Annotated in this window: 24 protein-coding genes and 1 riboswitch; of the genes, 6 read left to right on the top strand and 18 right to left on the bottom strand. The window is 35.9% G+C overall.

Annotated elements, in window-relative coordinates; translation table 11 throughout:
* Complete coding sequence (locus tag RTX21_RS11885; protein ID WP_312767934.1) at nt 1–735, bottom strand: DUF72 domain-containing protein; 735 nt, start codon at nt 733–735, stop codon at nt 1–3.
* 149 nt (nt 736–884) lie between these two features.
* Nucleotides 885–987, top strand: a riboswitch (SAM riboswitch).
* 101 nt (nt 988–1,088) lie between these two features.
* On the opposite strand from RTX21_RS11885, the gene RTX21_RS11880 reads away from it, so the two are divergent.
* Nucleotides 1,089–3,902 (top strand): TonB-dependent receptor domain-containing protein, encoded by a 2,814-nt coding sequence (locus RTX21_RS11880; protein ID WP_312767932.1) that lies wholly within the window; start codon nt 1,089–1,091, stop codon nt 3,900–3,902.
* Nucleotides 3,903–4,074: 172 nt separating this feature from the next.
* Here the strand turns inward: RTX21_RS11880 and RTX21_RS11875 are convergent, their stop codons facing one another.
* The 10 genes from RTX21_RS11875 to RTX21_RS11830 all read right to left on the bottom strand — a co-directional run bounded on the left by RTX21_RS11875 (nt 4,075) and on the right by RTX21_RS11830 (nt 14,489).
* The gene (locus tag RTX21_RS11875) at nt 4,075–6,723 is read right to left on the bottom strand and encodes a copper-translocating P-type ATPase (protein ID WP_312767931.1); all 2,649 of its coding nucleotides are present in this window, start codon (nt 6,721–6,723) and stop codon (nt 4,075–4,077) included.
* A gap of 160 nt (nt 6,724–6,883) precedes the next feature.
* Nucleotides 6,884–7,645, bottom strand: coding sequence for a hypothetical protein (locus RTX21_RS11870; RefSeq protein ID WP_312767929.1), 762 nt, complete (start codon nt 7,643–7,645; stop codon nt 6,884–6,886).
* Nucleotides 7,646–7,745: 100 nt separating this feature from the next.
* Nucleotides 7,746–8,699, bottom strand: coding sequence for a 2-dehydropantoate 2-reductase (locus tag RTX21_RS11865; protein ID WP_312767927.1), 954 nt, complete (start codon nt 8,697–8,699; stop codon nt 7,746–7,748).
* A 146-nt stretch (nt 8,700–8,845) separates the two neighbouring features.
* Complete coding sequence (locus RTX21_RS11860; protein ID WP_312767925.1) at nt 8,846–9,331, bottom strand: hypothetical protein; 486 nt, start codon at nt 9,329–9,331, stop codon at nt 8,846–8,848.
* 94 nt (nt 9,332–9,425) lie between these two features.
* The gene (locus tag RTX21_RS11855; RefSeq protein ID WP_312767924.1) at nt 9,426–10,322 is read right to left on the bottom strand and encodes an EamA family transporter; all 897 of its coding nucleotides are present in this window, start codon (nt 10,320–10,322) and stop codon (nt 9,426–9,428) included.
* Nucleotides 10,323–10,431: 109 nt separating this feature from the next.
* Nucleotides 10,432–11,322, bottom strand: a complete 891-nt coding sequence (locus RTX21_RS11850; RefSeq protein ID WP_312767923.1) for a hypothetical protein — start codon at nt 11,320–11,322, stop codon at nt 10,432–10,434.
* 226 nt (nt 11,323–11,548) lie between these two features.
* Nucleotides 11,549–11,953 (bottom strand): helix-turn-helix domain-containing protein, encoded by a 405-nt coding sequence (locus RTX21_RS11845; protein WP_312767921.1) that lies wholly within the window; start codon nt 11,951–11,953, stop codon nt 11,549–11,551.
* Nucleotides 11,953–12,390, bottom strand: a complete 438-nt coding sequence (locus RTX21_RS11840; RefSeq protein WP_312767919.1) for a hypothetical protein — start codon at nt 12,388–12,390, stop codon at nt 11,953–11,955. The genes RTX21_RS11845 and RTX21_RS11840 overlap by 1 nt, the downstream gene beginning before the upstream one ends.
* 11 nt (nt 12,391–12,401) lie before the next feature.
* The gene (locus RTX21_RS11835) at nt 12,402–12,962 is read right to left on the bottom strand and encodes an AraC family transcriptional regulator (RefSeq protein WP_312767918.1); all 561 of its coding nucleotides are present in this window, start codon (nt 12,960–12,962) and stop codon (nt 12,402–12,404) included.
* Between the two features lie 78 nt (nt 12,963–13,040).
* Nucleotides 13,041–14,489 carry a right-handed parallel beta-helix repeat-containing protein gene (locus tag RTX21_RS11830; protein WP_312767917.1) on the bottom strand — a complete coding sequence of 483 codons (1,449 nt, stop codon included), beginning with the start codon at nt 14,487–14,489 and terminating at the stop codon, nt 13,041–13,043.
* Nucleotides 14,490–14,569: 80 nt separating this feature from the next.
* On the opposite strand from RTX21_RS11830, the gene RTX21_RS11825 reads away from it, so the two are divergent.
* A complete protein-coding gene (locus RTX21_RS11825; RefSeq protein ID WP_312767916.1) occupies nt 14,570–15,430 on the top strand; it encodes an aldo/keto reductase in 861 nt (286 codons plus the stop codon).
* Nucleotides 15,431–15,581: 151 nt separating this feature from the next.
* On the top strand, nt 15,582–15,938 hold the full coding sequence (locus RTX21_RS11820) for an RNA-binding protein (protein ID WP_312767915.1): 357 nt from the start codon (nt 15,582–15,584) through the stop codon (nt 15,936–15,938).
* Nucleotides 15,939–15,989: 51 nt separating this feature from the next.
* On the opposite strand, the gene RTX21_RS11815 is transcribed toward RTX21_RS11820, so the two are convergent.
* Nucleotides 15,990–16,472: a BlaI/MecI/CopY family transcriptional regulator gene (locus RTX21_RS11815; protein WP_312767913.1), complete on the bottom strand. Its 483-nt coding sequence runs from the start codon at nt 16,470–16,472 to the stop codon at nt 15,990–15,992.
* 9 nt (nt 16,473–16,481) lie between these two features.
* Nucleotides 16,482–17,081 carry a phosphatase PAP2 family protein gene (locus RTX21_RS11810; protein WP_312767912.1) on the bottom strand — a complete coding sequence of 200 codons (600 nt, stop codon included), beginning with the start codon at nt 17,079–17,081 and terminating at the stop codon, nt 16,482–16,484.
* Nucleotides 17,082–17,278: 197 nt separating this feature from the next.
* Here RTX21_RS11810 and pdhA point away from each other — a divergent pair, with 197 nt between their 5' ends.
* From pdhA to RTX21_RS11795, 3 genes are all read left to right on the top strand, one after another.
* The gene (gene pdhA, locus RTX21_RS11805) at nt 17,279–18,280 is read left to right on the top strand and encodes a pyruvate dehydrogenase (acetyl-transferring) E1 component subunit alpha (RefSeq protein ID WP_312767910.1); all 1,002 of its coding nucleotides are present in this window, start codon (nt 17,279–17,281) and stop codon (nt 18,278–18,280) included.
* A gap of 96 nt (nt 18,281–18,376) precedes the next feature.
* Nucleotides 18,377–19,984 carry a 2-oxo acid dehydrogenase subunit E2 gene (locus tag RTX21_RS11800; RefSeq protein ID WP_312767908.1) on the top strand — a complete coding sequence of 536 codons (1,608 nt, stop codon included), beginning with the start codon at nt 18,377–18,379 and terminating at the stop codon, nt 19,982–19,984.
* Nucleotides 19,985–20,424: 440 nt separating this feature from the next.
* Nucleotides 20,425–21,120, top strand: coding sequence for a DUF2490 domain-containing protein (locus RTX21_RS11795; protein ID WP_312767906.1), 696 nt, complete (start codon nt 20,425–20,427; stop codon nt 21,118–21,120).
* A gap of 74 nt (nt 21,121–21,194) precedes the next feature.
* Here the strand turns inward: RTX21_RS11795 and RTX21_RS11790 are convergent, their stop codons facing one another.
* From RTX21_RS11790 to RTX21_RS11770, 5 genes are all read right to left on the bottom strand, one after another.
* Nucleotides 21,195–21,641, bottom strand: a complete 447-nt coding sequence (locus RTX21_RS11790; protein WP_312767904.1) for a phosphohydrolase — start codon at nt 21,639–21,641, stop codon at nt 21,195–21,197.
* Between the two features lie 84 nt (nt 21,642–21,725).
* Nucleotides 21,726–21,875, bottom strand: a complete 150-nt coding sequence (locus RTX21_RS11785) for a hypothetical protein (protein ID WP_312767901.1) — start codon at nt 21,873–21,875, stop codon at nt 21,726–21,728.
* Between the two features lie 3 nt (nt 21,876–21,878).
* Entirely contained in the window at nt 21,879–22,475 is a 597-nt protein-coding gene (locus RTX21_RS11780) for an NAD(P)H-dependent oxidoreductase (protein ID WP_312767899.1), read from the bottom strand.
* A 111-nt stretch (nt 22,476–22,586) separates the two neighbouring features.
* Nucleotides 22,587–23,408, bottom strand: a complete 822-nt coding sequence (locus RTX21_RS11775; RefSeq protein WP_312767896.1) for an AraC family transcriptional regulator — start codon at nt 23,406–23,408, stop codon at nt 22,587–22,589.
* Between the two features lie 103 nt (nt 23,409–23,511).
* The gene (locus RTX21_RS11770; protein ID WP_312767894.1) at nt 23,512–25,989 is read right to left on the bottom strand and encodes a DNA translocase FtsK; all 2,478 of its coding nucleotides are present in this window, start codon (nt 25,987–25,989) and stop codon (nt 23,512–23,514) included.
* Nucleotides 25,990–26,078: the final 89 nt, after the last annotated feature.

The following is a 26,078-nucleotide window of genomic DNA, read 5'->3' as shown; positions in this document are numbered from 1 at the left end:
TTAATCTAAAATTTTCTTTAAATATAACGAATTTTCTATGGCAGAAGTTCCCCAAGTATTATTAAAATAAATATAAAACTCTTGATTTGCTGCTTTGATTTCTTTAACCAGATTATCCAAAAATTCTTCTGAATAAAGCGATTTATAAAGAATTGGTTTTCCGTGAAGACGATAATATCCGACTCTAGAATTCGTAACAATAACATCTTCCGGGATTTTTCCTGGGAAACTAACGCCACAAAAAATCCATTGGTGTTTTTTGAATAACTGGAAGATTTCATTATTCCACCAAGAATTGTGTCGGAACTCAACTGCAAGCAGAAAATCATCAGATAAAGTTTTTGTTAACCATTTGATATTACTCTCAGTACAATGAAATGATGACGGAAATTGAATTAAAAATCCGGCTAATTTGTTCCCGATGTTTTCATTAATATAATTACAAAAATCAGAAAGCTCTTCTTTTTTACTTTCAGAGTAGCCGAAATGAGAAATTGTTTTTGGAATTTTAATAAAGAATTTAAAATCATCAGGCGTTTCATCATTCCATTTCAGAAGTGTTTTTGCTGTTGGTTTTCTGTAAAATGTACTGTTGATTTCGACCGTATTATAAACCTTCGAATATAATTTTAGGAAGTCTTTATTCTGAGAATCTTCCGGATATAGTGAACCTTTCCAGTCTGTATTATAGAATCCTGAACAACCGATATAATATTTTTCTTTTGAATTTTTCATTTTATTTTATAATTAAATCTTGTGCCAATCGGCATCAAATCAGTTAATTAAAATCAATATGATATTTATCATATCAAATTAGTATGAATTAAATTTGCTGAGAAAAAATTCTTATCATAATTTTGCACTGTGATAATGAATTGCTGTCATACTTATTAAGAAAGACCGAGGGAACTGACCTGTTGAAGTCTTAACAACCTGCCGATTTGGTAAGGTGTTACATTCAGCCTTTGAAAAAAGGAAAGATAAGTTGAAAATGTTTAATTGCGGTTGTGATGCCGTCTCAATATAACTTCTTTCAGACTTGTCTGGGAGAAGTTTTCTTTTTTGTATAAAACGTAAAATTTAAAAATATGATTCAAAAAACTATGTTTAATTCCAGCAAAAGAGCTGTTATATCGACAGCCGTAGTTTTCTTTTCTGGAATTTATTTAACCCAAGCGCAGGAAACGAAACCGGTTAAAGATTCTACTTCTGATAAACAGATTGAAGAGGTTGTTTTGGTAGGTTCCAGGAGTGGAGGACGTTCAAAAGCTGATAGTCCGGTTCCTGTGGATGTTTTCAATTTGAAAGATATCCAACAATCTTTGCCACAAACTAATATTAATCAGATCCTTAATACGATTGCGCCATCTTTTACATCAACCATTCAGACCAATGCGGATGGTTCCGATCACCTTGACCCAGCTCAATTGAGAGGATTAGGACCAGACCAGACATTGGTTTTGATCAATGGTAAAAGACGGCACACATCGGCTTTGGTCAATGTTAATGGTGCTCCCGGAAGAGGAACGGTTGGAACAGATTTGAATGCCATCCCAGCTTTTGCTTTAAGTAGAATTGAGGTTCTAAGAGATGGTGCTTCTGCTCAATATGGTTCTGACGCGATTGCCGGAGTAATGAACCTTCAATTAAAAAGGGATACAGGCAAACTGACAGGACAACTGAATTATGGAGGCTATCTCACGCCAGCGGCTAATGACCATACTGGTAATTATGACGGACAGCAATTCCAAGTGGATTTGAATTACGGAAACAAAATCGGGAAAAGAGGAGGTTTCTATAACATAACTTGGTCATCACAGTTCCGTGATCCAACCAGAAGAGCAGGAACCGAAAGTGGAAATATTTACAACGCATACAATGCTATTGAGAAAAGAGCATCAGAAGCAGGTGTTAATCTATCATCTTATTTCAATAACATCAATAACTTGAAAGGAACGGCTGGCGAACAAAATTTTGTGAATCTAATTCATCAGTATTCTCAAGGCGTTGGTTATTTTGATTCTGGATTCCAAAATAATATTCAAAATGCTAATTCTATTACAGCTTTGCAAGGATTATTAGGAGCTAATTATACAGACCAAGAATTAGCTTACAGGGGACAAACTAGAAAAGATTTTAATCAACAAGTTGGACAATCAAAACTGAATAACCATCAGTTGTTTGCGAATATAGAAGTTCCATTAAATGATGATTGGAAAGTTTATACGTTTGGAGGTTACTCAATCCGTGATGGAGCATCGGGCGGTTTCTACAGAAGACCAAACCAAGCAAGAACATTTACAGGATTAAATATTGATGGATATTTGCCAGAGATTCATACTAAGATTCAGGATGTGTCGTTGTCTGCTGGAGTCAAAGGGAAATGGGATGGTTGGAACGTAGATTTTAGTAACACATTCGGACAAAACAGTTTTGATTATACGATTGAGAATACAGGAAACACAAGTTTGAGATTCAATTCTCCGAGTACTTTTAAAGCGGGAGGATTGCAGTTTTTACAGAATACTATTAATTTAGATTTTAGTAAACAATTTGATGTTTTCGAAGGGTTAAATGTCGCTTTCGGAGCAGAGCAACGCCACGAGAATTTCCAGATTACGCCGGGAGAAGAAGCGTCTTATACAGCTTATGATATTTACGGAAATCCACAGACTCCAACAACTTTGAGTTCTGACAAACCAACAGACTTTTTTGGTGCTGCTTTGGCAGGAAGCTCTCAGGTTTTTTCAGGTTTCAGAGATGTTAATAGAACTAACAAAAACAGAAATGCTTATGCGGCATATGCTGATTTTGAATTCAATTTTACCAATTGGTTCTTGGTAGATGCGGCTGTACGTTATGAGGATTATTCGGATTTTGGTTCTACTTTCAATTATAAATTGGCTTCCAGAATCACATTGACAGATGACCTCAACTTCCGTTTTGCAGGCTCTACAGGTTTCCGCGCACCATCAATTCACCAAATCTATTATAATACAACTTCCACGTTATTTACAACATTGCCGGCAACTCCTGAAAATCCTAATCCACAACCAACTCTTGTAGAAGTAGGAACTTTCAGTAATGATTCTCAGATTGCCCAAGGTTTTGGAATTCCAAAATTGAAGCAAGAGACTTCCAAGTCTGTAAGCACTGGTTTTACATACAAAATTCCTTCATTGAATTTGAATATTACAGCTGATGCTTACTTTATCAGAATTGATGACAGAATTGTTTTAACAGACCAATTCAGTAGACCTACAAATGTTCAGGTTGCTTTGAATCCGAATTTGGGACCTGTTCAGGAAGAATTTGATAATGCTAAAGTTAATGCAGCTCAGTTCTTTGCCAACTCTATTGATACTGAGACTAAAGGTCTAGACGTAGTTATCAGCCATAACTATAGAACAGGCTCTGTAAAATTGAATAATGATTTTGCGATCAACTTTAACGAAACTAAAAAAGTTGGTGATATTCACGCATCAGATTTATTGAGAAATGCAGGTTTGGAAAACACGTATTTTGGAGAAAGGTCACGAGTGTATTTGGAAGATTCTGTTCCAAAAGTGAAAGCAAGTTTATCAAATAACGTAAAATGGAATGATTTCAATTTTTATTTGAGAAATACTTATTACGGAAAAGTTTACGGTGCAGATGGTATCAATGGAAATGTGTACGAACATCAATTGATTTCGGATAAAATTGTCACAGATTTATCAATTGGTTATGATATCAGCAAGAATTTTAATTTGACAATCGGTACAAATAACTTGTTTGATATTTATCCAACCAAGAACGTGACAGCTTCCACGAATAATGACCAGTTCATCTATTCTCGTTCCACATCTCAGTTCGGACAAAACGGACGATATGTGTTCAGCAAGCTGACAGTTTCTTTTTAATTAGACGTTTTTTTAAGGTTTTTATATTTGTTTTGAAATGGCATCGGGAGTTTTCCCGATGCCGTTTTGTTTTTTGAATCTTTGTAAGAATGCTTCGATAGCTTCGCAGGACATTTCTAATACTAACATTTTAAGTACAGTATTGTCAGTCTGAGGCTCTCGAGACCTATATTTATGCATCCAATTTAGCGTTATTCAATCTCAAAGAATTCAAAATAACAGAAACTGAACTGAAACTCATCGCTGCTGCGGCAATCATAGGACTTAGCAAAATTCCGAAGAAAGGGTAGAGCAGTCCTGCTGCTAATGGAATACCTAAAACGTTATAAATAAAAGCGAAGAATAGATTTTCCTTGATGTTTTTCAGGAGTTTTTCGCTTAATATTTTTGCTTTTGCAACACCGAGAATGTCGCCTTTTAATAATGTGATTTCCGCACTTTCTATGGCAACATCAGTTCCTGTGCCCATTGCGATGCCGATGTTGGCTTGTGCTAACGCTGGCGCATCATTGATTCCGTCGCCTGTCATTGCTACGATTTTTCCTTCGCTTTGAAGTTTTTTGATTTCGTTTATTTTGTCCTCAGGAAGACAATTGGCTTTGAAGTTTTTGATTCCGAGTTCTGTTGCAACGGCTTTTGCGGTATGTCCGTTGTCGCCCGTCATCATTATCACTTCGATGTTTTGAGAATGGAGATAATCGATGGCTTGTTTGGATGTTACTTTGATTTGGTCTGAGAAACTCAGGAATCCAAGAACTTTTCCAGCTTTTGCTAGATAAGAAATCGTTTTAGCTTCATCTTGTTTCTGTATCACTTTTTGTTTTAATGATTCAGGAATTTCGATGTTGAAATGTTTTAATAAAGCTTCGTTTCCGAGTAAAACTTCTTCATTATTAATAGTTCCCTTCACGCCTTTTCCAGAGATATTTTCAAAGTTCTGAACTTTATCAAATTGTAGGTTAGAATTGTCACTCTGAGCTTGTCGAAGAGTCTCTAAAACTGCACTCGACAAAGGATGTTCAGAATTTTGGTTTAATGAACCTGCGAGTTTTAATATTTCATTTTTGTCGATAGTCTCTACTGTTTCAATATGGTCAAGGCTTAGCTTTCCTTCTGTCAAAGTTCCGGTTTTATCAGTTATCAGAACATTTATTTTGTGCATTTCTTCCAAGGCTTCAGCATTCTTGATCAGGATTCCGTTCTGTGCGCCTTTTCCGATTCCGACCATCAGACTCATCGGCGTTGCCAAACCAAGTGCGCAAGGACAGGCAACAATCAGAACGGCTACAGCATTTATAAAAGCATAAATCAATTTGTTCTCGCCTCCGAAAATATACCATAAAATGAATGTTAAAACTGCAATTCCAATAACTGCCGGAACAAATATCTTCGCAATTTTGTCAGCTAATTTCTGGATTGGTGCTTTGCTTCGGCTGGCTTCGTTGACCATTTTGATGATTTGAGAAAGCAAAGTTTCACCGCCTACTTTTTCTGTTATCATCAGGAAACTTCCATTTCCGTTGATAGTTCCAGATGTAACTTTGTCGCCCGATTTTTTCTGTACAGGAATCGGTTCTCCTGTGATCATCGATTCGTCGACATTAGAATTTCCTTCCGTGATTCTACCGTCAACCGGGATTTTTTCGCCTGGTTTTACTTTTAAAATAGCGTTGACTTTAATGTCGGATAGAGGCACTTGGGTCTCATTGCCATCGATGATCAAATTGGCTGTGTCGGGCGAAAGATTCATCAAAGCTTCGATGGCTTTTCCTGTTTTTTGATGCGCTCTGGCTTCCATCATTTGTCCCATTATCACCAAAGTTAGAATCACGCAAACGGATTCGAAGTAGAGTGGGACATTTCCGCCGTGCGCCAATTCGTGTGGTAATATATCGGAAACGAATAAAGCGATCAAGCTAAAAACCATCGCTGCAGCAACGCCTAAAGCAATCAGGGAAAACATATTGAGGTTCCACGTTTTGAAGGAAATCCATCCACGCTTCATTATGAACCAACCGGCATAGAATAGAACTGGTAAGGTTAGGATCAATTCCAAAATTCCTTGGACTTGATGGGAAAAAGGCCAATCGATGAACATTCCGCCCATTGACAGAATGAAAACGGGAATGGTAAATCCCAAGGCTGTCCAGAATTTTTTCTTTAATAATTTGTAAGTGTCATCCTCGTGGTCATTATATTTGGAAGGTTTTGGGACGAGGTCCATTCCGCATATCGGGCAATTCCCTGGTTTGTCTTGCACGATCTCGGGATGCATTGGACAAGTATATTCAACAGCCTCCCTTTCCGGGATTTTGACCAAATCCATTCCGCAAACCGGGCAACCGACGTTGGAATCGTAAACCTTGTCGCCTTCGCAAAACATTGGGCAGTAGTACTTTCCTTGGTTGTCGGTTGATAGTTGATGGTTGGTGGTTTTATGATTTCCTTGATGGCTATCAACTGTCAACTGTGAACTATCAACCAATTCCTGCGTGATCTCCTCCAGATGCATATGACAGACCGGGCAACCTGAATCTGACTCGTAAGTTTTATCGCCTTCACAAAACATCGGACAAAAATAATCACCGATTTTATCTTTGAAACTTTCTGGCAGATTGGTTTTGGAATATGTTTGTGGCTTGTTTCTGTGGTCGTCACGCTCTTCTATCGGAACGAGGAACATATTGCAGACAGGACATCTTCCGGGTTTGAAATAGAGTTTTTCGCCTTCGCATTCCATCGGGCAATAATAGACTGAACTTGGTGAAATTCTTTGGTTTTGATGTAGATTGTCGTGATTATGATGATTGTGGTTTTCCATTTTTCTTGAATTTTTAACACAAAGAGCATAAAGTTTTTCTCTAATGTTTTAAGATCACAAAGATTACTTAGCTTCGCTCAGTTTGTAATTATGGATACAAATTTCTGAAAAATAGATGCCATCCAGTTATAAATAAATGGAAAGATGTTATATAGTGTGTTTAAAAATTCAATTCATCAAAATCTTTGATCTCAGAAAGCTTAATTAGTTTCTTTGCAGGTAATTTTTCCCAGGTATCTTTAAAGTTTTCAACATAATTATCGCCATCATCATCTTTATTGAGATTATCTCTTGTCAGTTTCTTTTTAGTTAAGAAGTTGATGCTGGTCTCGTATTGCGTAACAGGACCCCGATTGTAACTTGCATCGTATCCAATCAATTCAAAATCTTGATCCTGATGCCTGAAAGTGTAACTCCAATAGCCATATCTTCCGTGCGCATAATGAACAATAAGATTCCCCTTTTCTATGGAAACATCTAACTCGGGAGCGTAATAAACACCGCCTTCTTCATTTTCTGATGAGAAACAACTGTTATTTTTGACAGCTAATTCGTAGTTCGTACCCTTGTTGAACAAAACGATAATTCCTCTTCGGTTTCTATCTAGCTCGCCACGGGTTTCGTGTTGGATGACTTTACTTTTATCTGTTCCTTTGATCATGAGAACCAAATCTTCTAATCCGTCTTTGTTCAAATCACCTTTTATCTCATCTCTTCCTTCCTCTTTATAAATAATATAACCTTTCGGAATAAAGTCTAAACTGTTATCATGGAATTCTGCAATTGGCTCTGCTTCTTTTGTCTGGACTGTGTCAGAGATTGTCTCTTTGTGCTCAGAAATAGAATTGCTTTTTTCTTCCGATTTGGAATTACAAGCTATTGCAGATAATAAAGTAATTGAATAAAAAACCAATTTTTTCATTTGTGCAGTTTTTTCGGAATAAGTTTTATGAAGATACCTGACCAACATTCAAAAATAATGCCTTTAGATTTTTCTAAAGACATTTATAAATTCAACAAAATTAAATACTTAATTCCTGAATTTCCTTTTTCAATTCCAGATAGATTTTCTGAGTAAAGGGAGTTTCTATATTTAACTCTTTTCCATAATGGATGATGGCTCCGGCAAATAATTCGAGTTCGCTATTTTGTTTTTTGATGTTGATGTCGAGTTGTAGGGAAGTTGGCGTTTCCGATGGAAAAGTTGCTGCTTTTTCGAAGGTCTTTTCGATGATATCTTCAGGTAAAGCGATCTGTTTTTTATCAGTGATCCTTTTTACTTCCTGCATTATTTGAGTCGCTTCCTGTTTCTGAATAGTATCGTCGCAGACTGTTCCGATGGACGAATTATATTTTGCAGTTACCAATCCGAAACTGGCCACAAAAAAGAACTTAGTCCATATCTCTACAAAGGGATTGTCTTTGAAATCAAAATCAATTCTGCTGTCTTTCATCAATTGAACAATCCAATCAACATCTTCAGAGATATTCGCTTGGTCTTTTCCGAAAATCAGTTTTCCGGCTTTGCCTTTGTGTTCTACGATTCCTTTTTCTTTGATATGAGAAGCGACATAAACGCAGGCTGGCAAAATAGTATTCTCCGGGATGATCTTTCTGATTCGGTCATAGATATCAACGCCGTTCATCAGAGGAAGCAGAATTGTTTTTTGTGAAATGATCTGCTTAAGTTGTGTGCAAACGTTTTCCAGATCATATTCTTTAACACAGATCAAAACCAGATCAGGATTCTTAATTTCTGAGATATTTTGAACGATCTGATTAGGTGTTGTAATATTGTCCGGATGTTCAGGGGAGAGCAGGGTCAAGCCATTCTGCTTGACAATATCGTACGTTTGGCTTCTTGCAACAAAGGTAATGTCAAATTGATCTTCTTTTTCATTGAACTGATTAATCTTGAAACCAAAATAACCGCCAACGCCTCCCAATCCAATAATTGCTATATTTTTCTTTTCCATTAATGATAATCTATTTGTATAGTTTCATGGCAAATTTGGGAAAAATAGAGTAGAGTTGGACATAAATAAGTTTCCTTTTTAAAGAAAAAACCTTCAAATTTCTGAAGGTTTATTTTTTTATAAGGTCTAAATTGAATAATCTCTGTTTATTTTCTAGGTTTCAAGGAAAGGTTATCCACATAAACCGCTTGATGAACACCATTTAATAAGACTTTTAAACCTACGTGACTGTCTTTTTTCAAACTGATACTGATGACTTTTTTCTCTTTTGTGATTTCTTGAGGTTTAACAATCGAAACAAAAGATTTCGGGTCAGATGCTTTGCCAACTGAGAAAATCTCTAGTGAAGTTTCTCCACCGTTATCTGTAATGTCAAGACTTAATGTGTAATTTCCTGCTTTTACTTTTGGCGTGATGAGATACATATTTTCCTTTGGGTCTGCCATTGAGTAGAAAATCACTTTTTTCTCACTTGCATACAACATTGCTTTTCCTTTTTGGATTGACCAACATTTGTCTATATCTTTCCATGAATCAAAATTTTCTGTTATTGTGGAAACAGTTTTACACTGTGCATTAGCTGTAATCAATCCATTAAAGACCGCTAACCCTCCGAGTATTATTTTTCGCATTTTCAATTAAATATTATGATGTAAAAATAGTTAAAAAAGCTTGTGTTACAAAGTTTATTTTTAATGAATCTAAATAATTTAAAGTGTTCTGAACTTAAGTCTTTGCCTTTTTCAAACCAAAAATTTCTTTCGCATTAAAAACAATCACAGCTACAAATATCAATGAATAAGCACAGATTTGGATGATATTCAATGGTTCGCCGTAAACTGTGCTGGCTAAGACAAATGCAATAATGGGATTGATGTTCAGGATCATTCCAACTTTGGATGATGCGATACCTGATAACGCAAACAAATTCAGTAATAATGGGACAATAGTGTACATAACTGCAATGATCTCTATAAAGAAATAAAACTTGAATTCCGTTGGAACTGGTCCTGAATATGCCGGGAAAAACGGCAATAAAATCAACGCTGAAATCACGATGTGGAAATTCAGGATCAAGAATTTATCGAACTGTTTGTTTTGGCTTTGGCAAATCAAATAAGCTGCATAAGTGAACCCGATCAAACTGCTGTAAAACATATCCAGAATGTTGGTGTAAGACAGCAAAATACACCCAACGAAACTTAGAAAAACTGACAGCCACTGTAGTTTGCTTAACTTATCTTTCAAGATGAAATAGGCCAAAATCGTCGTGATGATCGGACAAACCAAATAAGCAACCGATGTTGCCCGAACACTCACGTGATTCATCACATAGATAAAAGAAAACCAATTCGCGGTCAACAAAATGCTGCTTCCGACATTAACAATAATCGTTTTTCTTTTTTCCTTTTGGGAAATCGATTTGAAATAATTGAGATTCTGTTTCAGTTTTTCTCTTTTGAAAAGGATGGAAACCAATGACATTATCAATGCACAGCTGAAAACCCTGTAAAAAAGAATGTCCAAAGAAGCGTAAGAATGCAGCGGTTTCAGCACCAGACTGAAAGTTCCCCAAAGTGAAAATGCTAAAATAGCAGCGAGATAATGTTTGAGATTGTTCAAGTCGTTGTTTCTTTTTGAATCAATAAAATTGCTGTGCAAAAATAGATACTTTACCTGAACTTATCTATAAAACTATTGATTTTCTCAATCTATAATTCCAATTTTCTTTTTAGCACAATCCAAGAAAATTAGGTTGTTCAAAAAGATTTTGTTTCCGAGCATTCCTGTCATTCCTGAAAACTTCATCATATAAAACTGAGCATTGGAAAAACCTTCGACATAAGTGACTTGTTTGACTGGGAATCTGTTGGTTTTTGAATTGGATATTTTCCTTACAATCGGTTGTATAAGTTGTCAAGACATTATTCCAGGATTGTTCTTTTTCGATGTTGATTTTTGAATTAGGCAATTTCAGATTTTGCCATTCTTCTTTGTAGGTTAGCAATTCATATGCGCTGGTTCCGGAATCGTAGAGGAATTTCCGTTCTTCGCCTTTCAAAGTTCCGGAAATAATGATTCTTCTTTTTTTGAATTTGAAATCGAAAAGTTGCTTGTTAAAATCATTTGGGACTTGACTTAAATTAAAAACAACTTGATTGTCTTTAAGATCAATCACCGTTTTTCGGTCTTCCAAAATATCTGCGCCAATCGTTCCGATTATTTTGATGGAATCCTTTTTTTTGTCTTTTCCTTTGTTAAATATTTTAAATCGGTTGGACGAAATCTCAGTTTTGCCAATAGAAAAAGAAGTTTTTGCTCGTTCGTTATCGATTGAGATTTCCTTGATGCTTTTAATTTGATTAGAATAGAATACCGTGTAAGGCGAACCTGTGTCAAATTGCAAATAGAAAGTTTCCGGATTTCCTGAAAAATGAATCGGAAGAAGCAGAACGTTTTTCTCATTTCCCAACCAAGTGATTGGGATAGTTCCGCTTTCGTTTTTTACGGTTAAATAATTGTCTTCGGGCGTGAATTTTCGGTCGAAATAAATATAACCGCCAAACAATATCAAAACCAAAACGGTTGCAAGACCTAAAGCTAATTTCTTAAAAAGTTCCATTGTCAGATTTTTCTGCAAGATTCGGTTTTAAGAACTGAATTTAGATAAAAAATGATGTGACAATTTTACGTCAGTTTTATGACTTGGTTTATAAGAAGTTGTTTTTCAGTTTGATATAAAGTTGATTGTTTTGGTTGAGGCTGATTCCATTTTTTATGACAATAAAAAGTTTAATGATAATAAAAGCAATCAACGGAACTAAAAATAGCGGAAACCGAATAGAAAACTAGTGCTGAATAAACGGACTTAGTATCAACGAAACAGAAATAATAAATGCTAAAATAATCTGAACGCAAACCACATTTTTCCCCAATTCCCGATTCACAGAATCCTCAGTTTTATAAGTCAGAATCGCCGGAAAAATTATCCCGCCAAACGGAATAATCAATCCTGCCAAGGCTAAGAGATTGATGAGTTTTGCTCTGTCGATTTGGATGATTTCTTCTTCCTTTGAGAATAGGTTTTCAGGTTCGATTTCCAAAGTCAGCGCAATAGCTTTCAAAGTAAAACCTTTTAGGCTTTGTCCAGATTCAATTCTCTGAATGGTTCTTAGCGAAAGTCCAGATTTTTCCGCTAGCTCGGTTTGAGTTAGGTTTTTGGCTTCGCGAAGGAGTTTGACTTTGGATGGCATTAATTGATTTGAAAAATACGATGTGGACCTTTTGTTTTGGACTGTGAAACTATTTCATCAAATAAAATATCTTTTCCATTTAATTGAAAAGATTCTATGTAATTATAATAAGTTGTATTGTTTGTTCTTTCTATTTTAACAGTTGCTTGCTTTGGAACAAAGAATTCAATCGTGTAGTCATCAATTTGTTTAACGTCAATAATATTTCTATTCTCAATTTTATCAAATTCTTTTGGTGTTTTTAATTCATTGACATATTGGAATTTTATCGTTCTGAAATCCGACCAGTTTTTAATAGGGATTTTATACTTGATTAAAATATGTTGGTTTTCGTTTTTGAGATTTTGTATGTAAAAATCAGTTCTTATTGAACAGCCACATAAAAATAGTAAAGGAATAATAAGTAAAAGTAAGCGGAAGTTTTTCATTAGTATCATATTGATTAATATCAAATCTTATCCAAAGCAATCCTTTTCTTCTCCTTAGACTTCAAAAACTGAGTAGGAGAGAAGCCTGTGATTTTCTTGAACTGATTGGAAAGATGCTGAACACTTTTGTAGCCCAATTTCTGGGAAATCTCGGTCAAATTGAATTCTTTATATAGTAGTAATTCTTTGACTTTTTCAATCTTCTGAAGAATGAAATATTGCTCCAATGTCACATTTTCATTCTGAGAAAAAAGCTTGGAAATAGAACTGTAATCTTTGTGTAATTTGGAACTCAAAAATTCCGATAAAATAAAATCATCATCCAAATCTTCTTCCGTAATTTTCTGAATAATCAAGGTTTTGATTTTCTCGATTTGCTTTTTAGAGGAATCTTCCAAAATTTCAAATCCGGTTGATTTGAGTTTTACGCTCAAAGCTTGAAGTTCTTTGTCAGAAATCTCCTTTTTGATTTCAACTTCGCCTAATGAAATTTGATTGACTTCAATTTTCAATTCCTCAAATATTGATTCCACCGCAGCAATGCAGCGGTTGCAAACCATATTTTTGATAGAGATTTTCATCTTACGAATTTAATGGAAATTTTAATCAAAAAAAAGCACCACGATCTGTGATGCTTTCCATAAATTATTTTTGATTAATTATTTAATAATCAATTTAGTATTTGATTTTTTACCTTCAGATTGTTGCGTGATGATATAGACTCCTGATTGTAAATTAGTGTTAATTTCGTTTCTGCCTTTTATGACAATTGAAGAGAAAACTACTTTTCCACTAATATCCTGAATTACGATATTTCCAGCATTTTCAGTTTCCAGGTAGAAATGATTTTTGCTTGGATTTGGATAGATAGTTAGTTTTGATCTAGAAATATCAGAAACGGCTAAAGTTTCAGCGCAATTATATGGTTTAAAGTTTACGGTATTTGGATTTAGGCTTCCAATAACAGCTTGTACCATTGCGTCATTGGATAGTTCATCTTCTCTCCAGCAGTTCCCAATAGCGTTTACGGTATTAGACGTGTTGTTGAAGAAAGCAGTTGTGGTGCCATTATTACCATTGTTTTTGAAAATGTTGTTTCCGTGGTCTTCTTCTGTTCCAAGGTCTATTATAGCATTACTCAAAACGGTAATTCCCCATAGGTTTCCACGAATTTGGTTATTTCTTACGATCACGTTTTGGGTTCCCGTCAAAGAAATTCCACTTCCTCCTAAGTTCGGATTATTTTCTGTATTATTATTTTCGATAATATTATTTCTAATGATCCCAGTACTTCCTGCACCCTGATGAGTGATCCCATATCGGTTGTCTCGAATAGTATTTCCTTCGATACGGAATCTATTAGTACCGCCTAATAAACCGGAAACAGAAACTCCGCCAGCTCTTAAAATCGCTCTGTTTCCAATAATCTCGTTGTTAATCACCCTTGTGGAGTCTACGCCGGCAGGTCCCATATTGATCTGGGGATAATTGCCATTATCAGTATTATTCCCATAGAAATAATTATTAATAATATCGATTGACACGCTTCCAGAAGCGCCGGAATTGATGCCGGCTCTGGAATTTTCCAAAAACTGAGAATTTTTTACTATATGTCCACTACCTTGGAATAAAGCTAAAGCTGCACTACTCGCAAGATTAGTAGAACCGGAGTTGTTATTTTTGTATAGAATACAATTATCCATCAAAAATCCATTTGCAGTCAATACACGAACACCACCACCATACTCTATTCTGGTATTCTTCATCTCTGCAACAGAACCTTCTTCAAAGCGAATACCTCTGTAAGGACTACCAATTGTGCTTGCAGTGATTGTGAAATTGGTTGCTGTAGTTTTGTACTCTCCATAAACAAAAATCGCAACTCCAGAGTTAACTTTCAATGTTGTGTTTTCATCAATAAGAAGTTTGTCCGTTGCGGAAAGTGTAAGGTCGGCCGTTAATGTGTAATCTGTACCATTTTTCACCAAAACTGTTGGTGCAGCAGCAGATAAGCTGGTTAATGTGTAACTGGTTCCATTATTTGGACTTGTGAATTGCGCATTGATAAAAGCACAACACATCATAAACAAAAATGTAAATTTCTTCATAAGACTTCAAATTTTTTAAGAATCAAATTTATATAATGTATTTTATTTTTAACATAATATATTTGTGAAAATTTTTTAGTATGTTTTCAGAAATCATCGCTGGCACAATGCGTTGGGGAATTTGGGGGGCTAATCATTCTCCAAAACAAGTGCAAGAATTAATAGAAGTTTGTCTGGAAGAAAATATCACGACGTTTGACCATGCCGATATTTATGGCGGGCATACCACGGAAGAACTTTTCGGCAATGCGTGGAAAGAAATGAATATTGGCAGAGAAAAAGTTCAGTTCATTTCCAAATGTGGCATCGTGATGAATTCTGAAAAGAAACCATCTTCCTTAAAATATTATAATTACAACTCAGATTACATTCGGAATTGTGTCGATGAAAGTCTGCGAAACCTTAAAACCGATTATCTTGATGTTCTGTTGTTGCATCGCCCGTCACCATTGATGAATCCGGAAGAGATTGCTAATACATTTCAAAATTTGAAGGATCAAGGAAAAGTAAAATATTTTGGAGTAAGTAATTTTTCTGTTTTTCAATTTGAGTTAATGAATCAATATTTTCCACTGATTACCAATCAAATTGAGGCTTCTGTGAACGAAATTTCGGCTTTTGAAAATGGAACTTTGGATCAATTGATGAAGAAAAATCTAAGACCGACAGCTTGGTCAGTTTTAGGGAATTATTTTTCTGAACGATCTGAACAGAATGTCAGAATCAAAGCCATAATCGGTGATCTTTGCCAAAAATACAATTCAGAGGAAAATCAGATATTATTGGCGTTCATATTAAAGCATCCATCAAAAATTATCCCAGTTATTGGAACTTCCAGAGCAGAAACTATCAGAAAATTAAAACAATCATTATTGATTCATTTAGAAATAATAGATTGGTTCAAAATCCTAGAAGCAATCAAAGGAAAAGAGGTAGATTAATATTTTGATAATTTTAAAATTAAAATGCTGATTATTCAAAAATAATTGTACCTTGCACCAAATTATATTTGAAATCAATAATCTTCATTTTTGTTGTTTTTCCTTATCTATAATTTTAAACAACATTTTTATAACTTAATTTTTTTTTAAAATGAACATTTTTGTTTCAAACATCAATTACGCAACTAGAGAAGATCAATTGCAAGAATTATTCGAAGGTTTTGGAGAAGTTTCTTCTCTTAAGATCATTACTGACAGAGAAACTGGGAGATCAAAGGGATTTGGTTTCGTAGAAATGGGAGACGCTGACGGACAACAAGCTATCGAAGCGCTTAACCAAAAAGAATTCAATGGGAAAGCTCTAAACGTAACAGAAGCAAGACCAAAAGAAGAAAAACCAAGACGTTCTTTCGATAACAACCGTGGCGGAGGTTACGGCGGTGGAAACAGAGGCGGTGGAAACTACGGAAACGGTGGTGGAAACAGAGGCGGTGGAAACCGTTGGTAATAATTAGCTTACTGATAAAATTTAAAAGCAACTCGATTTGAGTTGCTTTTTTTATGACTTTTTCTTTTTCTTCTTTTTGTCTTTGTCTTTCTTTTTCGATTTTTTGACGGATGTGATCTCTTTGATGAAATCCTGGATAAGATTTTCTTTTTCAGAACTTTTCTGCAAAATGTCGGCAGTTGTTCTCACTTTTAAAAACTGACTGAAGTCATTTGATCTAACAAGGTTTTCATCCATTAAGACTTTTAATAATTCACTTCCCGAATCGTGGAAGTAATTGTCCAAGAATCTTTTTAATATAAATTTTCGATATTCCACAAACTTAACGGCAGGTCTGTAAAGATAGATTCTGCCTTGTTTTTCGGTTTTGAGATAATTTTTTTCTACCAGTATTTTCAAAAATGTAGAAACCGTGTTTTGATGAGGTTTCGGTTCTGGAAAAATATCCATCAGTTCTCGGAAATAGATAGCTTCTTTTTCCCAAACGAGTTTCATTATCTCTTCTTCCGAAGAAGTCAAAGGTTGTAATATCATAAAAATGAATTAGAAAATAATGGCCTTCACCATTATCAGATAGATCAAAGATACAAAAATTGCGATTCCGCCGCCAGAAAGAACTTCTTTTACAGAATGTCTTTTCAGGATCACCCTTGTAATACCTATTAAGACAGCCAGCAAAAACCAGAAGATCCCTATTTTAGGATTGATTGCGAAGAATAATGCGGCTACATAGATGTTAAGACTTGTGTGCATCGAGCTTTTGATGTAAAAATTACTGATCTGCATCAATATTAATAATATACAAAGCATCAGAATTGTCCAATCTATTTCTTTATGAAGGAAATAATCTACAGTTAAGAAAATAATAGTGGCGATAATAATGAATATATATAAAGAATGCCTTTGTTTTCTATTTGAGACATCCATATTGGTGTAATTTCCTTTTTTTACATTTCTGTAGATCCACAATGCAATTGGGAGAATTAGTAGGAGTAGGATGGGGAAAAATTTTTTAGAAGCTTCTTCCCAGGTATAATTCTTATAACTATAATAAAAAAAGTATATGACAAGAGAAACCAGCGGATTAAAGAAATTCGAAATGACTTTTGATGAATTTAAAATAAAAGGGTTTTTGATTTCCATTTAAAATTTTTCGGCTCAAGATACAAAATATCAGGAAAAGTTACATTTTTCACTATTTTCTCATTATTTAGTGCAATCGATTGCATTTGGTTGGACATGTTTTTTTATGATGAATTTATTCATTGAAAAATATGATAATATGCATACAATAGAGAAAGATTTTTTTTCGTATTTTTGCTACATATTTCGAAAAAACAATGAAAGAATTTTCTAAAGAAGTCTACCTTAAATGGTATGAGGATATGACGATGTGGAGAAGGTTTGAAGACAAATGCCGTTCTCTTTACTTAAAACAAAAGATCAGAGGTTTTTTACATCTTTATAATGGTCAGGAAGCTATTCCCGCAGGTTTTACCCACGCAATGGACCTGACAAAAGATAGTATGATCACTGCTTACAGATGTCATATTCATCCAATGGCAATGGGCGTTGACCCGAAAAGAATCATGGCAGAACTTTGCGGAAAAGCAACAGGAACGTCCAAAGGAATGGGCGGTTCTATGCACATTTTCAGCAAAGAGCACCGTTTTTATGGTGGACATGGTATTGTAGGAGGGCAGATTCCTTTGGGTGCCGGGATTGCTTTTGCAGACAAATATTTTGACAGAAAAGCGGTTAACATCTGTTTTATGGGAGATGGCGCGGTTCGTCAAGGTTCACTTCATGAGACTTTCAACATGGCAATGAACTGGAAACTTCCTGTAGTTTTCGTTTGTGAGAACAACGGATACGCAATGGGAACTTCCGTTAAGAGAACTGCCAATCACGAGGATATTTATAAATTAGGATTAGGATATGAAATGCCTTGTCTTCCTGTAGATGCAATGGATCCGGAAAAAGTAGCAGAAGCTGCTTATGAGGCGATCGAGAGAGCAAGAAGAGGAGACGGGCCAACTTTCATCGAGGCTAGAACTTACCGTTACAGAGGACACTCTATGTCAGATGCCGAGCCTTACAGAACTAAAGATGAAGTAGCACAATATAAATTAGAAGATCCAATTGAGATTGTTAAGAGCAGACTTTTGGAAAACAACTGGGCTACTGAACAAGATCTGGAAGCTATTGACGAAAAATCAAGGGCGTTTGTAGAAGAGTGCATCGAATTTATGGAAAATTCTCCGTACCCGGATGTTTCTCAGGTTTATGACTTCATCTATTCTCAACCGGATTACCCTTTCATTGACAAATTAGAAAATTAAAAATATTATTAATTTGAAGCTTTGGAATTTGAAGTTTGAATTCTACGAATCTCAAATCTCGAATCTCGAATCTCGAATCTCAAATCAATAAAAATTATGGCAGAAGTAATTACTATGCCCCGCTTATCGGATACGATGACGGAAGGTAAAGTTTCAAAATGGCACAAAAAAGTGGGTGACGCTGTAAAAGAAGGCGATATCCTTGCAGAAATCGAAACTGATAAAGCCGTTCAGGATTTTGAATCGGAACTGAATGGTACATTATTATATGTCGGAGTAGAAGAAGGAGGACAAGCACCTGTAGATTCTGTTTTGGCAATTATTGGAGCAGAGGGAGAAGATATCTCATCTTTAATTAGCGGAGGAAGTGCTGCTAGCTCTGCGTCTGAAGCTCCAAAAGCTGAAGAAACAAAAGAAGAACCGACTGCTGATGAATCAGATTCTGCTGATATTCCTGATGGAGTAGAGGTGATCACAATGCCTCGCCTTTCTGATACGATGACTGAAGGCAAAGTTGCTAAATGGCAAAAGAACGTTGGAGATACTGTGAAAGAAGGTGACATCCTTGCAGAAATCGAAACAGATAAAGCAGTTCAGGATTTCGAATCAGAGTTCAACGGAACATTATTATACCAAGGTGTTGCTGAAGGTGATGCCGCTGAAGTTGATAAAATCTTAGCAATCATTGGCCCTGCGGGAACAGACGTTTCTGGCGTAGTTTCCGGAGGTGGCAAAAAAGCTGCTGCTCCTAAAACTGAAGCTAAAGTTGAAACCAAAACTGAAGAGAAACAAGAGTCTGTACCAGTGGCGGCTTCTTCTACTGGCGACAGAGTCGCTATCTCTCCTTTGGCTAAGAAAATTGCTCAGGACAAAGGTGTAGATTTTTCTACCATCAAAGGTTCTGGTGAAAACGGAAGAATCGTGAAGAAAGATGTTGAAAACTATCAGCCTTCTACACAACCAGCTGCGACATCTGCTCCAAAAGCAGCTCCTGCACAACCAAGTGTAGCCTTCACACCAGGTCAGGATTCTGAAACGCCTAACTCTCAGATGAGAAACATCATCGCAAAGAGATTGGCAGAAAGCAAATTCACTGCGCCACATTACTACTTGACTGTGGAAATCAATATGGACAAAGCCATCGAAGCTAGAAAAGAGATCAACAGCTTACCGGATACAAAAGTATCTTTCAACGATATGATCATCAAAGCTGTCGCAGTAGCATTGAGAAAACATCCGCAGGTTAATTCTTCTTGGGCTGGCGATAAGATCGTTCACCACGGTAATATCAATGTTGGTGTAGCAGTTGCTGTTCCGGACGGATTGGTAGTTCCTGTATTGAAGAATACAGATTATATGAACTATAACGAGATTTCTGCAGCAGTAAAAGATATGGCCGGAAGAGCAAAAACCAAAGCGCTGAAAGCTAATGAAATGGAAGGCTCTACTTTCTCTGTTTCTAATCTTGGGATGTTCGGAATCGAGACGTTTACATCAATCATCAATCAACCGAATTCTGCAATCTTATCTGTAGGAGCGATTATTGAGAAACCAATCGTGAAGAACGGACAGATCGTTGTTGGAAATACAATGAAATTGTCACTAGCTTGTGACCACAGAGTTATCGACGGTGCAACAGGCGCTCAGTTCTTACAGACCTTGAGAACTTATTTGGAAAGCCCATTGAGCTTACTTTTGGGATAGAAAATATTCGAAATATAATATCAAACCTTTCAACTTGTTGGAAGGTTTTTTTGTGTTTAAGAATGTTACAAATTATTTTTTTTAATCTGAATCGGGGAACTCACACAGTTTTCTGTTTAAGTTTAATCTGACATACGGAACTCAAACAGAGGTAACTTTGAGATAATAAGACTCGTATTTAATGGTAAAAGTCTAATTATAGACGGTGCTGCGTGAGGGATGATAATGGATATCCTTTTTGTCTTGGCTGAAATGGTATTTGAACGGGGAACTTCCTGAAGACAAAAAGATAGTAATGGACAGCCCGGTCCGCTTGTTTTTTGCTGAACTGGAACATTTCTTTAGGATGTCCAAGGTTCTGGGCAAAAACAAAGGGACACGCCCAAATAATTATTTTTATCGATTCGGGATTTGATTATATTTGTCCCGTGAAAAAGCTGTTGTTACTATTCGTTTTTGTGGGGAGTTTTGGTTTTGGCCAAGACCATCTTTCCAGTTTTAATATGATGTCCTTCACCTATAAAATGTCACCTGAATGGATGGCGTATGTCGAGCTTCAAACACGTGCCAGACGGGATTATACTGTGATCGATTATTACGAGACCAAAGGAGGGGTCGGTTATAATCTTAATAAAAATAATCAGGCATTTGTTGGACTTGGAAGATATGGAACTTATGAGAAAATGAAGATTTCTCAGGAGGAATTCAGGCTTTGGCTACAATATACTTTTACCCAAAGATTTGGAAGATTGAAGCTGGATCACAGAGGTAGAGCAGAACACCGTTTTTTCTATGCGAGCCAGACGGGTGAACATACGGAGGCAAACCGTTTCCGATACAGATTGAGTGCGACTTTGCCCATCAATAAAGATAAAGTCCAGGAGGAAACATTCTTCGTGAATGCTTTTGAGGAGCTATTCTTTGGTTCCAGAGACCCTAATTTCAAAAGAAACAGAACCTTTGCCGGTTTTGGTTATCAGTTCAATCACACTTTATCTGCAACTACGGGATATATGTTTCAGAGGGAATTTGCTGCGAAAGGCAATGATAATTTCCATTTTCTTTATTTTGCGCTCAACTTCACCATCGATGCAACGGATGACGAGAAGGATATTGTGATTCCGATGGTAGATTAGAGAAATTTTTCGCTGATTTTGGTAATTATGCAGATTTTAAATTTGCTGAATCGGCAAAATCAGCGAGAGTGATTTTAATATTTTTCAGAAAGATAAAGGTACGCCTTCAGATATTTATTGAAACGTTTCAAATCTTTTTCCTGTAATAATTCTGTACATCTTGTTAAGTCCATATTATCTCTCAAATCGTTCAATTTTACAGCAATAGCTAAAGGACTTTTTTCAATTCTTGCAATGAAAGCATCATAATCAAGATGTTCTTCTTCTCTTTTTGTAAGACATTCGATGGCTTCAAGAATATGTTCCGGGAAGCCTTTTTCACGCAGATATTCTATTGGGAAATCAGGATTATCTTCCACAACATCGTGGAGAATACCAACGATCTTTTCGTCTATGGTCTTACCGGCGTTCATCACCCGGAAGACGTGGCCTAAGTAGGGTGCATTGTATTTGTCTGTCTGTTTTTTGTGTGCCTTGGTAGCGATTTTTATGGCTTTGTAGAGTAGTTCGTGCGTCGACATTTATTATATAAAAGTTTAAACGAAATTATGAAAAGAAAATGAAAAGATGGTGTGAAAAATTCAGTTTTTCACACCATTTCTAAATTAATCCCAATCCATAAATTCTTCATAAACATAATATGAAATTGCTATGAAAAAAGCATATTTCAGGATTTTCTTAACTATTTTGTAGCTTCCGAAAAGAATCGGATTATAAACAGATTTGTCGAAAGGTTTGTTTGTTGATTTTTCCATTTTTTAAATTTTAATTGTTGTTGAATTTGATTTAAATGTTTTTATGATTTGTTGTTTCCAGTCTTTGATGATTTCAGGATCGGCTTTGTCGGCTTTGTCAAAGAAGAAATGCTGATTGATTTCGAACCCGCAATATGTGAAAACACCTTTGTCGGATGTTAAGGAAAGAGCTTTGTCCATTCCGATGCTTTCATATTCGGCTCGGGATTTTCCGTGTGTGTTGATAATGGTTGCATGTTTGCCTGTAAGTAATCCTTTTTGCACGCCTTGGTCATAACGATATGCAAATCCATAACTGAAAACACGGTCTATGAATCCTTTCATAACAGCAGGCATCCCGGTCCACCAAATTGGGTAGATAAATGTAATGTGCTCTGCCCACGAAATGTAATTCTGTTCCTGTGTTACATCGTCCGCAACTCTTCCCATCCGCTGTCCTTCCATATCCTCCAACGAAAGGATTGGATTGAAGTCAAGTTTATTCAAATCGCGGACAATAACTTCGTGTCCGTTATCCCATAAAAATTCAACAAGCATCTGTTTGAATTGGCTGTTTATGCTGTTTGGATTGGGATGAGAATAAATGATTAAATGTTTCATTGTCCTATTTTTTTATTTTGTTAGGACAAAAGTAAAGTGCTGTAACTTGCTAAAATTGTAAGAAAACGAAATATCTCGTTATTATGTTTGTTTGGCAAACAAAAAAAATGCTTATTCTGTTTTTGGATTGCAGATATCACGTTGGAATTTGAGGTATTTTTTAGGACTTTGATTGATGTAATATTTAAAGTCGTGAATCAATTGGCTCTGGTCATAATAGCCACATCCATCAACTATTTCAAACCAATCAATTTTTTTTGATATCGAAACTGAGTCTTGAATGAGCCTAATGCATTTTACAAAACGTGAATAGCGATTGATTTCTTTGGAAGTATATCCCAGATGCTTTTTTTGATGGAGTTGTATGTTTCTTGCGGTTTGATTTTCTTGGCTTGCGATTGATTTGATTGGATTTAAGTTTTCATCTGTAAAGTTTATCAGTTTCTCTACGATGCCATTTCTCTGTCTCAAATAAGGTTTGCAAAAATCAAGAAGATAATTGATTCGATTTTCTGTACTTTCTATTTTATTGAGTTCCGTCCACAAAAGGTTAAAGCAATTTTTTTCTAGTAGATCATCTGGATTAATAGGGAAATGTTCAGCAATAGATGTACTTCCGAAGAAACGGAAAAAAGCATCGTCTTTGAAATTGGCAACCAAGATTTCTGAATTTTTGGGTAATGAATATTCAAAAGATTGTTTTATCGGTCCCAAAACAATACATCTGTCAATTTCAATTTTAGTATTATTTTTTGAATGGAGTATTGACTTTGCACCAAAATCAAATATCAGAATTGTCTGAAAAGATGGAAGCAATGTTCTGGTAATGGTTTTCCCTGACTTATTTTCTGCAAAATAAAAATGTGTGAAAATGTCTTCATAGTCTGTCGGGACAGCTATTCTGAAATTTCTGTATTCTTCATTTTCTGACATTTTATTTCAAATTCCTAGTGAAATCTTATTCAAAAATAGTCAAAAACAAATAAAAAGCTCCAAGTAATCTTTGAGCTTTTTTTATATCAAATTTATTTAATAATTATCTTCCTTTTAATTCATCCAGCAATCTCTCCAAAGAGTTGAGGTCAGAAATCAAAACCTCTCTTGCTTTCGCACCATTGAAACCTCCAACAACGCCAGCTGCTTCCAGTTGGTCCATGATTCTTCCGGCTCTGTTATAACCCAATTTCAATTGTCTTTGCAGCATAGATGTCGAACCTTGTTGGGTGGAAACCACAATCCTTGCGCCTTCTTCAAACAAAGCATCTTTCTCATTTGGATCAAATGCCCCAACGGTTGAAGTTGCATCTTCCCCAGAATATTCAGGAAGGAGATAAGCGTCAGAATAACCTTTTTGCTCACCAACGAATTCTGCGATTCTCTCAACTTCCGGCGTATCTACAAACGCACATTGTAAACGGGTCAAATCATTTCCGTTGAAATAAAGCATATCGCCTTTTCCAACCAATTGCTCCGCACCGGGAGAATCCAAAATCGTTTTAGAATCCACTCCGGAAATTACACGGAAAGCAACCCTCGCAGGGAAATTCGCTTTGATCATACCCGTGATTACGTTAACCGAAGGTCTTTGTGTCGCAACAATTAAGTGAATTCCAATCGCTCTCGCTAACTGTGCTAATCTTGCTATCGGATGTTCCACTTCTTTTCCTGCAGTCATAATAAGGTCTGCAAATTCGTCCACAACTAGAACAATATAAGGCAGATATCTGTGCCCGTTTTCAGGATTCAGTTTTCTTTGAGCAAACTTGGCATTGTATTCTTTGATGTTTTTACAGAATGCATTTTTCAGCAATTCGTAGCGGTCGTCCATCTCAATACAAAGAGAATTCAGCGTATTAATTACTTTCGCATTGTCTGTGATGATCGCATCTTCTGTATCAGGAAGTTTCGCCAGATAATGTCTTTCGATTTTTGAATAAAGTGATAATTCCACTTTCTTCGGGTCAACCATAACGAATTTCAGTTCGCTTGGATGTTTTTTATAGATCAATGACGTTAAAATAGCATTGATTCCAACAGATTTTCCTTGTCCTGTTGCTCCAGCCATCAAAAGGTGAGGCATTTTTGCAAGATCGGCCACGAAGACTTCATTGGAAATTGTTCGTCCAAAAACGATTGGCAAATCCATATCTGCGGACTGGAATTTCGGCGAAGCTACAACCGAACGCATCGAAACCATAGTCGGATTTTTTCTTGGAACCTCGATTCCGATTGTTCCTTTCCCTGGCATAGGTGCAATGATTCTGATTCCTAGTGCGGAAAGATTCAGCGCAATATCGTCCTGTAGTTTTTTGATTGCTGCAACTCGGATTCCTGCTTCCGGTACGATTTCGTAAAGTGTAACCGTTGGGCCAATTGTCGCTTTGATTTCAGAGATTCCTACATTGAAGGTTTTCAATAAACCAACAATTCTGTTTTTATTTTCTTCGAGTTCGTCTTTATTAATAGTAATTTCCTCGTTTCCATAATCTTTCAATAACTCAACTGAAGGCATCTGGAATTTTGCCAGATCCAATTTATGGTCATATAAACCGTGTTTGCTAACCAAATCATCAGATTTTTGCTGTTCCGGACTTACTGCAAAATCTTCGTCTTTTTTAATTTCTACATTGAAAGTAATGTCATCTTCAACTTTTGCAACAGGCGTTTCCACAAATGGTTTTTGAGGCTGAGTTGGAGTAGAAGATAATATGATTGGTTCGGGAACAGATTCTTTAATCGGTTCTTTTATCTCTTCTCTGAAAGATGTTTGATTTGGTGTTTTGATTGGTTCAAAATCCTGAGTAACTTTGATATTGCTGAAATCATTGTCAGTTACAGGATTTGAATTAACCGAAATATTTTCATGAACGATTTCTTTTTCCAGTTCTTCATCCGCTTCAAATTCATCGTCGGAATCCGGCATCAGACTTTTAAGTTTCCCGAAAGTATTATCATTAATATCATTCAGTTTATTCTTGATAGAACTTGGTTTTAGATTGAATTCCAAAACAAAATACAAAGCAAAACTTACTAAAAGAACCATCCAAAGTCCCACAGAGCCGATATAAGATTTCAGATAATCCATGATCTGATAACCGTAAACACCGCCAAGAACACCTTCGCCATTGGTTACTGCACCAAAGAAAATCGGAGTCCAGCAAATGAAAAATAAACTGTGCGAAATGGTTTTCCAAGGTTTGAAATAATTCTTCTTGAAAACCAAAGTTCCAAAAACAAAACATAAAAATGCTACTACAAATGCCGCAACACCAATACTTTCAAAGATGAAAAGATTTCCCAGCCAATCACCAATTTTTCCGAAAAGATTGGAAGATTGTACTGTTTTGTCAGCCATAGTTCCTGCTTGACTTTGGTCCGCTTTCCAATTCATCAGATAAGAGACGAAAGAAAGTGTTAAAACAATTGATAATATGATGAGCATAACACCCGAAATTATCCTTGGTTTTGAGATGATCTTGCTTGAGTTGGAGGTCGTATTTTGTTTGTTGTTCATTTTCAAAAAAGGTCAATAGATGCAAATTTAATGTTTTTTATTAGTCATATATATTGTTGAGAGTTATTTTTAATTTTTCTTAAAATTAT

It is taken from the genome of Epilithonimonas sp. (assembly GCF_032054305.1).
In the GTDB taxonomy this organism is placed as follows: domain Bacteria; phylum Bacteroidota; class Bacteroidia; order Flavobacteriales; family Weeksellaceae; genus Epilithonimonas.
The sequence above is the reverse complement of the archived record's forward strand: the minus strand, read 5'-3'. Positions and strand labels throughout refer to the sequence as shown.

Excerpts from the sequence above, each read along its gene's own strand:
- RTX21_RS11885 (WP_312767934.1), bottom strand. The coding sequence starts at position 735 with ATGAAAAATTCAAAAGAAAAATATTATATCGGTTGTTCAGGATTCTAT.
- RTX21_RS11880 (WP_312767932.1), top strand. The coding sequence starts at position 1,089 with ATGATTCAAAAAACTATGTTTAATTCCAGCAAAAGAGCTGTTATATCG.
- RTX21_RS11875 (WP_312767931.1), bottom strand. The coding sequence starts at position 6,723 with ATGGAAAACCACAATCATCATAATCACGACAATCTACATCAAAACCAA.
- RTX21_RS11870 (WP_312767929.1), bottom strand. The coding sequence starts at position 7,645 with ATGAAAAAATTGGTTTTTTATTCAATTACTTTATTATCTGCAATAGCT.
- RTX21_RS11865 (WP_312767927.1), bottom strand. The coding sequence starts at position 8,699 with ATGGAAAAGAAAAATATAGCAATTATTGGATTGGGAGGCGTTGGCGGT.
- RTX21_RS11860 (WP_312767925.1), bottom strand. The coding sequence starts at position 9,331 with ATGCGAAAAATAATACTCGGAGGGTTAGCGGTCTTTAATGGATTGATT.
- RTX21_RS11850 (WP_312767923.1), bottom strand. The coding sequence starts at position 11,322 with ATGGAACTTTTTAAGAAATTAGCTTTAGGTCTTGCAACCGTTTTGGTT.
- RTX21_RS11845 (WP_312767921.1), bottom strand. The coding sequence starts at position 11,953 with ATGCCATCCAAAGTCAAACTCCTTCGCGAAGCCAAAAACCTAACTCAA.
- RTX21_RS11840 (WP_312767919.1), bottom strand. The coding sequence starts at position 12,390 with ATGATACTAATGAAAAACTTCCGCTTACTTTTACTTATTATTCCTTTA.
- RTX21_RS11835 (WP_312767918.1), bottom strand. The coding sequence starts at position 12,962 with ATGAAAATCTCTATCAAAAATATGGTTTGCAACCGCTGCATTGCTGCG.
- RTX21_RS11830 (WP_312767917.1), bottom strand. The coding sequence starts at position 14,489 with ATGAAGAAATTTACATTTTTGTTTATGATGTGTTGTGCTTTTATCAAT.
- RTX21_RS11825 (WP_312767916.1), top strand. The coding sequence starts at position 14,570 with ATGTTTTCAGAAATCATCGCTGGCACAATGCGTTGGGGAATTTGGGGG.
- RTX21_RS11820 (WP_312767915.1), top strand. The coding sequence starts at position 15,582 with ATGAACATTTTTGTTTCAAACATCAATTACGCAACTAGAGAAGATCAA.
- RTX21_RS11815 (WP_312767913.1), bottom strand. The coding sequence starts at position 16,472 with ATGATATTACAACCTTTGACTTCTTCGGAAGAAGAGATAATGAAACTC.
- RTX21_RS11810 (WP_312767912.1), bottom strand. The coding sequence starts at position 17,081 with ATGGAAATCAAAAACCCTTTTATTTTAAATTCATCAAAAGTCATTTCG.
- pdhA (WP_312767910.1), top strand. The coding sequence starts at position 17,279 with ATGAAAGAATTTTCTAAAGAAGTCTACCTTAAATGGTATGAGGATATG.
- RTX21_RS11800 (WP_312767908.1), top strand. The coding sequence starts at position 18,377 with ATGGCAGAAGTAATTACTATGCCCCGCTTATCGGATACGATGACGGAA.
- RTX21_RS11790 (WP_312767904.1), bottom strand. The coding sequence starts at position 21,641 with ATGTCGACGCACGAACTACTCTACAAAGCCATAAAAATCGCTACCAAG.
- RTX21_RS11785 (WP_312767901.1), bottom strand. The coding sequence starts at position 21,875 with ATGGAAAAATCAACAAACAAACCTTTCGACAAATCTGTTTATAATCCG.
- RTX21_RS11780 (WP_312767899.1), bottom strand. The coding sequence starts at position 22,475 with ATGAAACATTTAATCATTTATTCTCATCCCAATCCAAACAGCATAAAC.
- RTX21_RS11775 (WP_312767896.1), bottom strand. The coding sequence starts at position 23,408 with ATGTCAGAAAATGAAGAATACAGAAATTTCAGAATAGCTGTCCCGACA.
- RTX21_RS11770 (WP_312767894.1), bottom strand. The coding sequence starts at position 25,989 with ATGAACAACAAACAAAATACGACCTCCAACTCAAGCAAGATCATCTCA.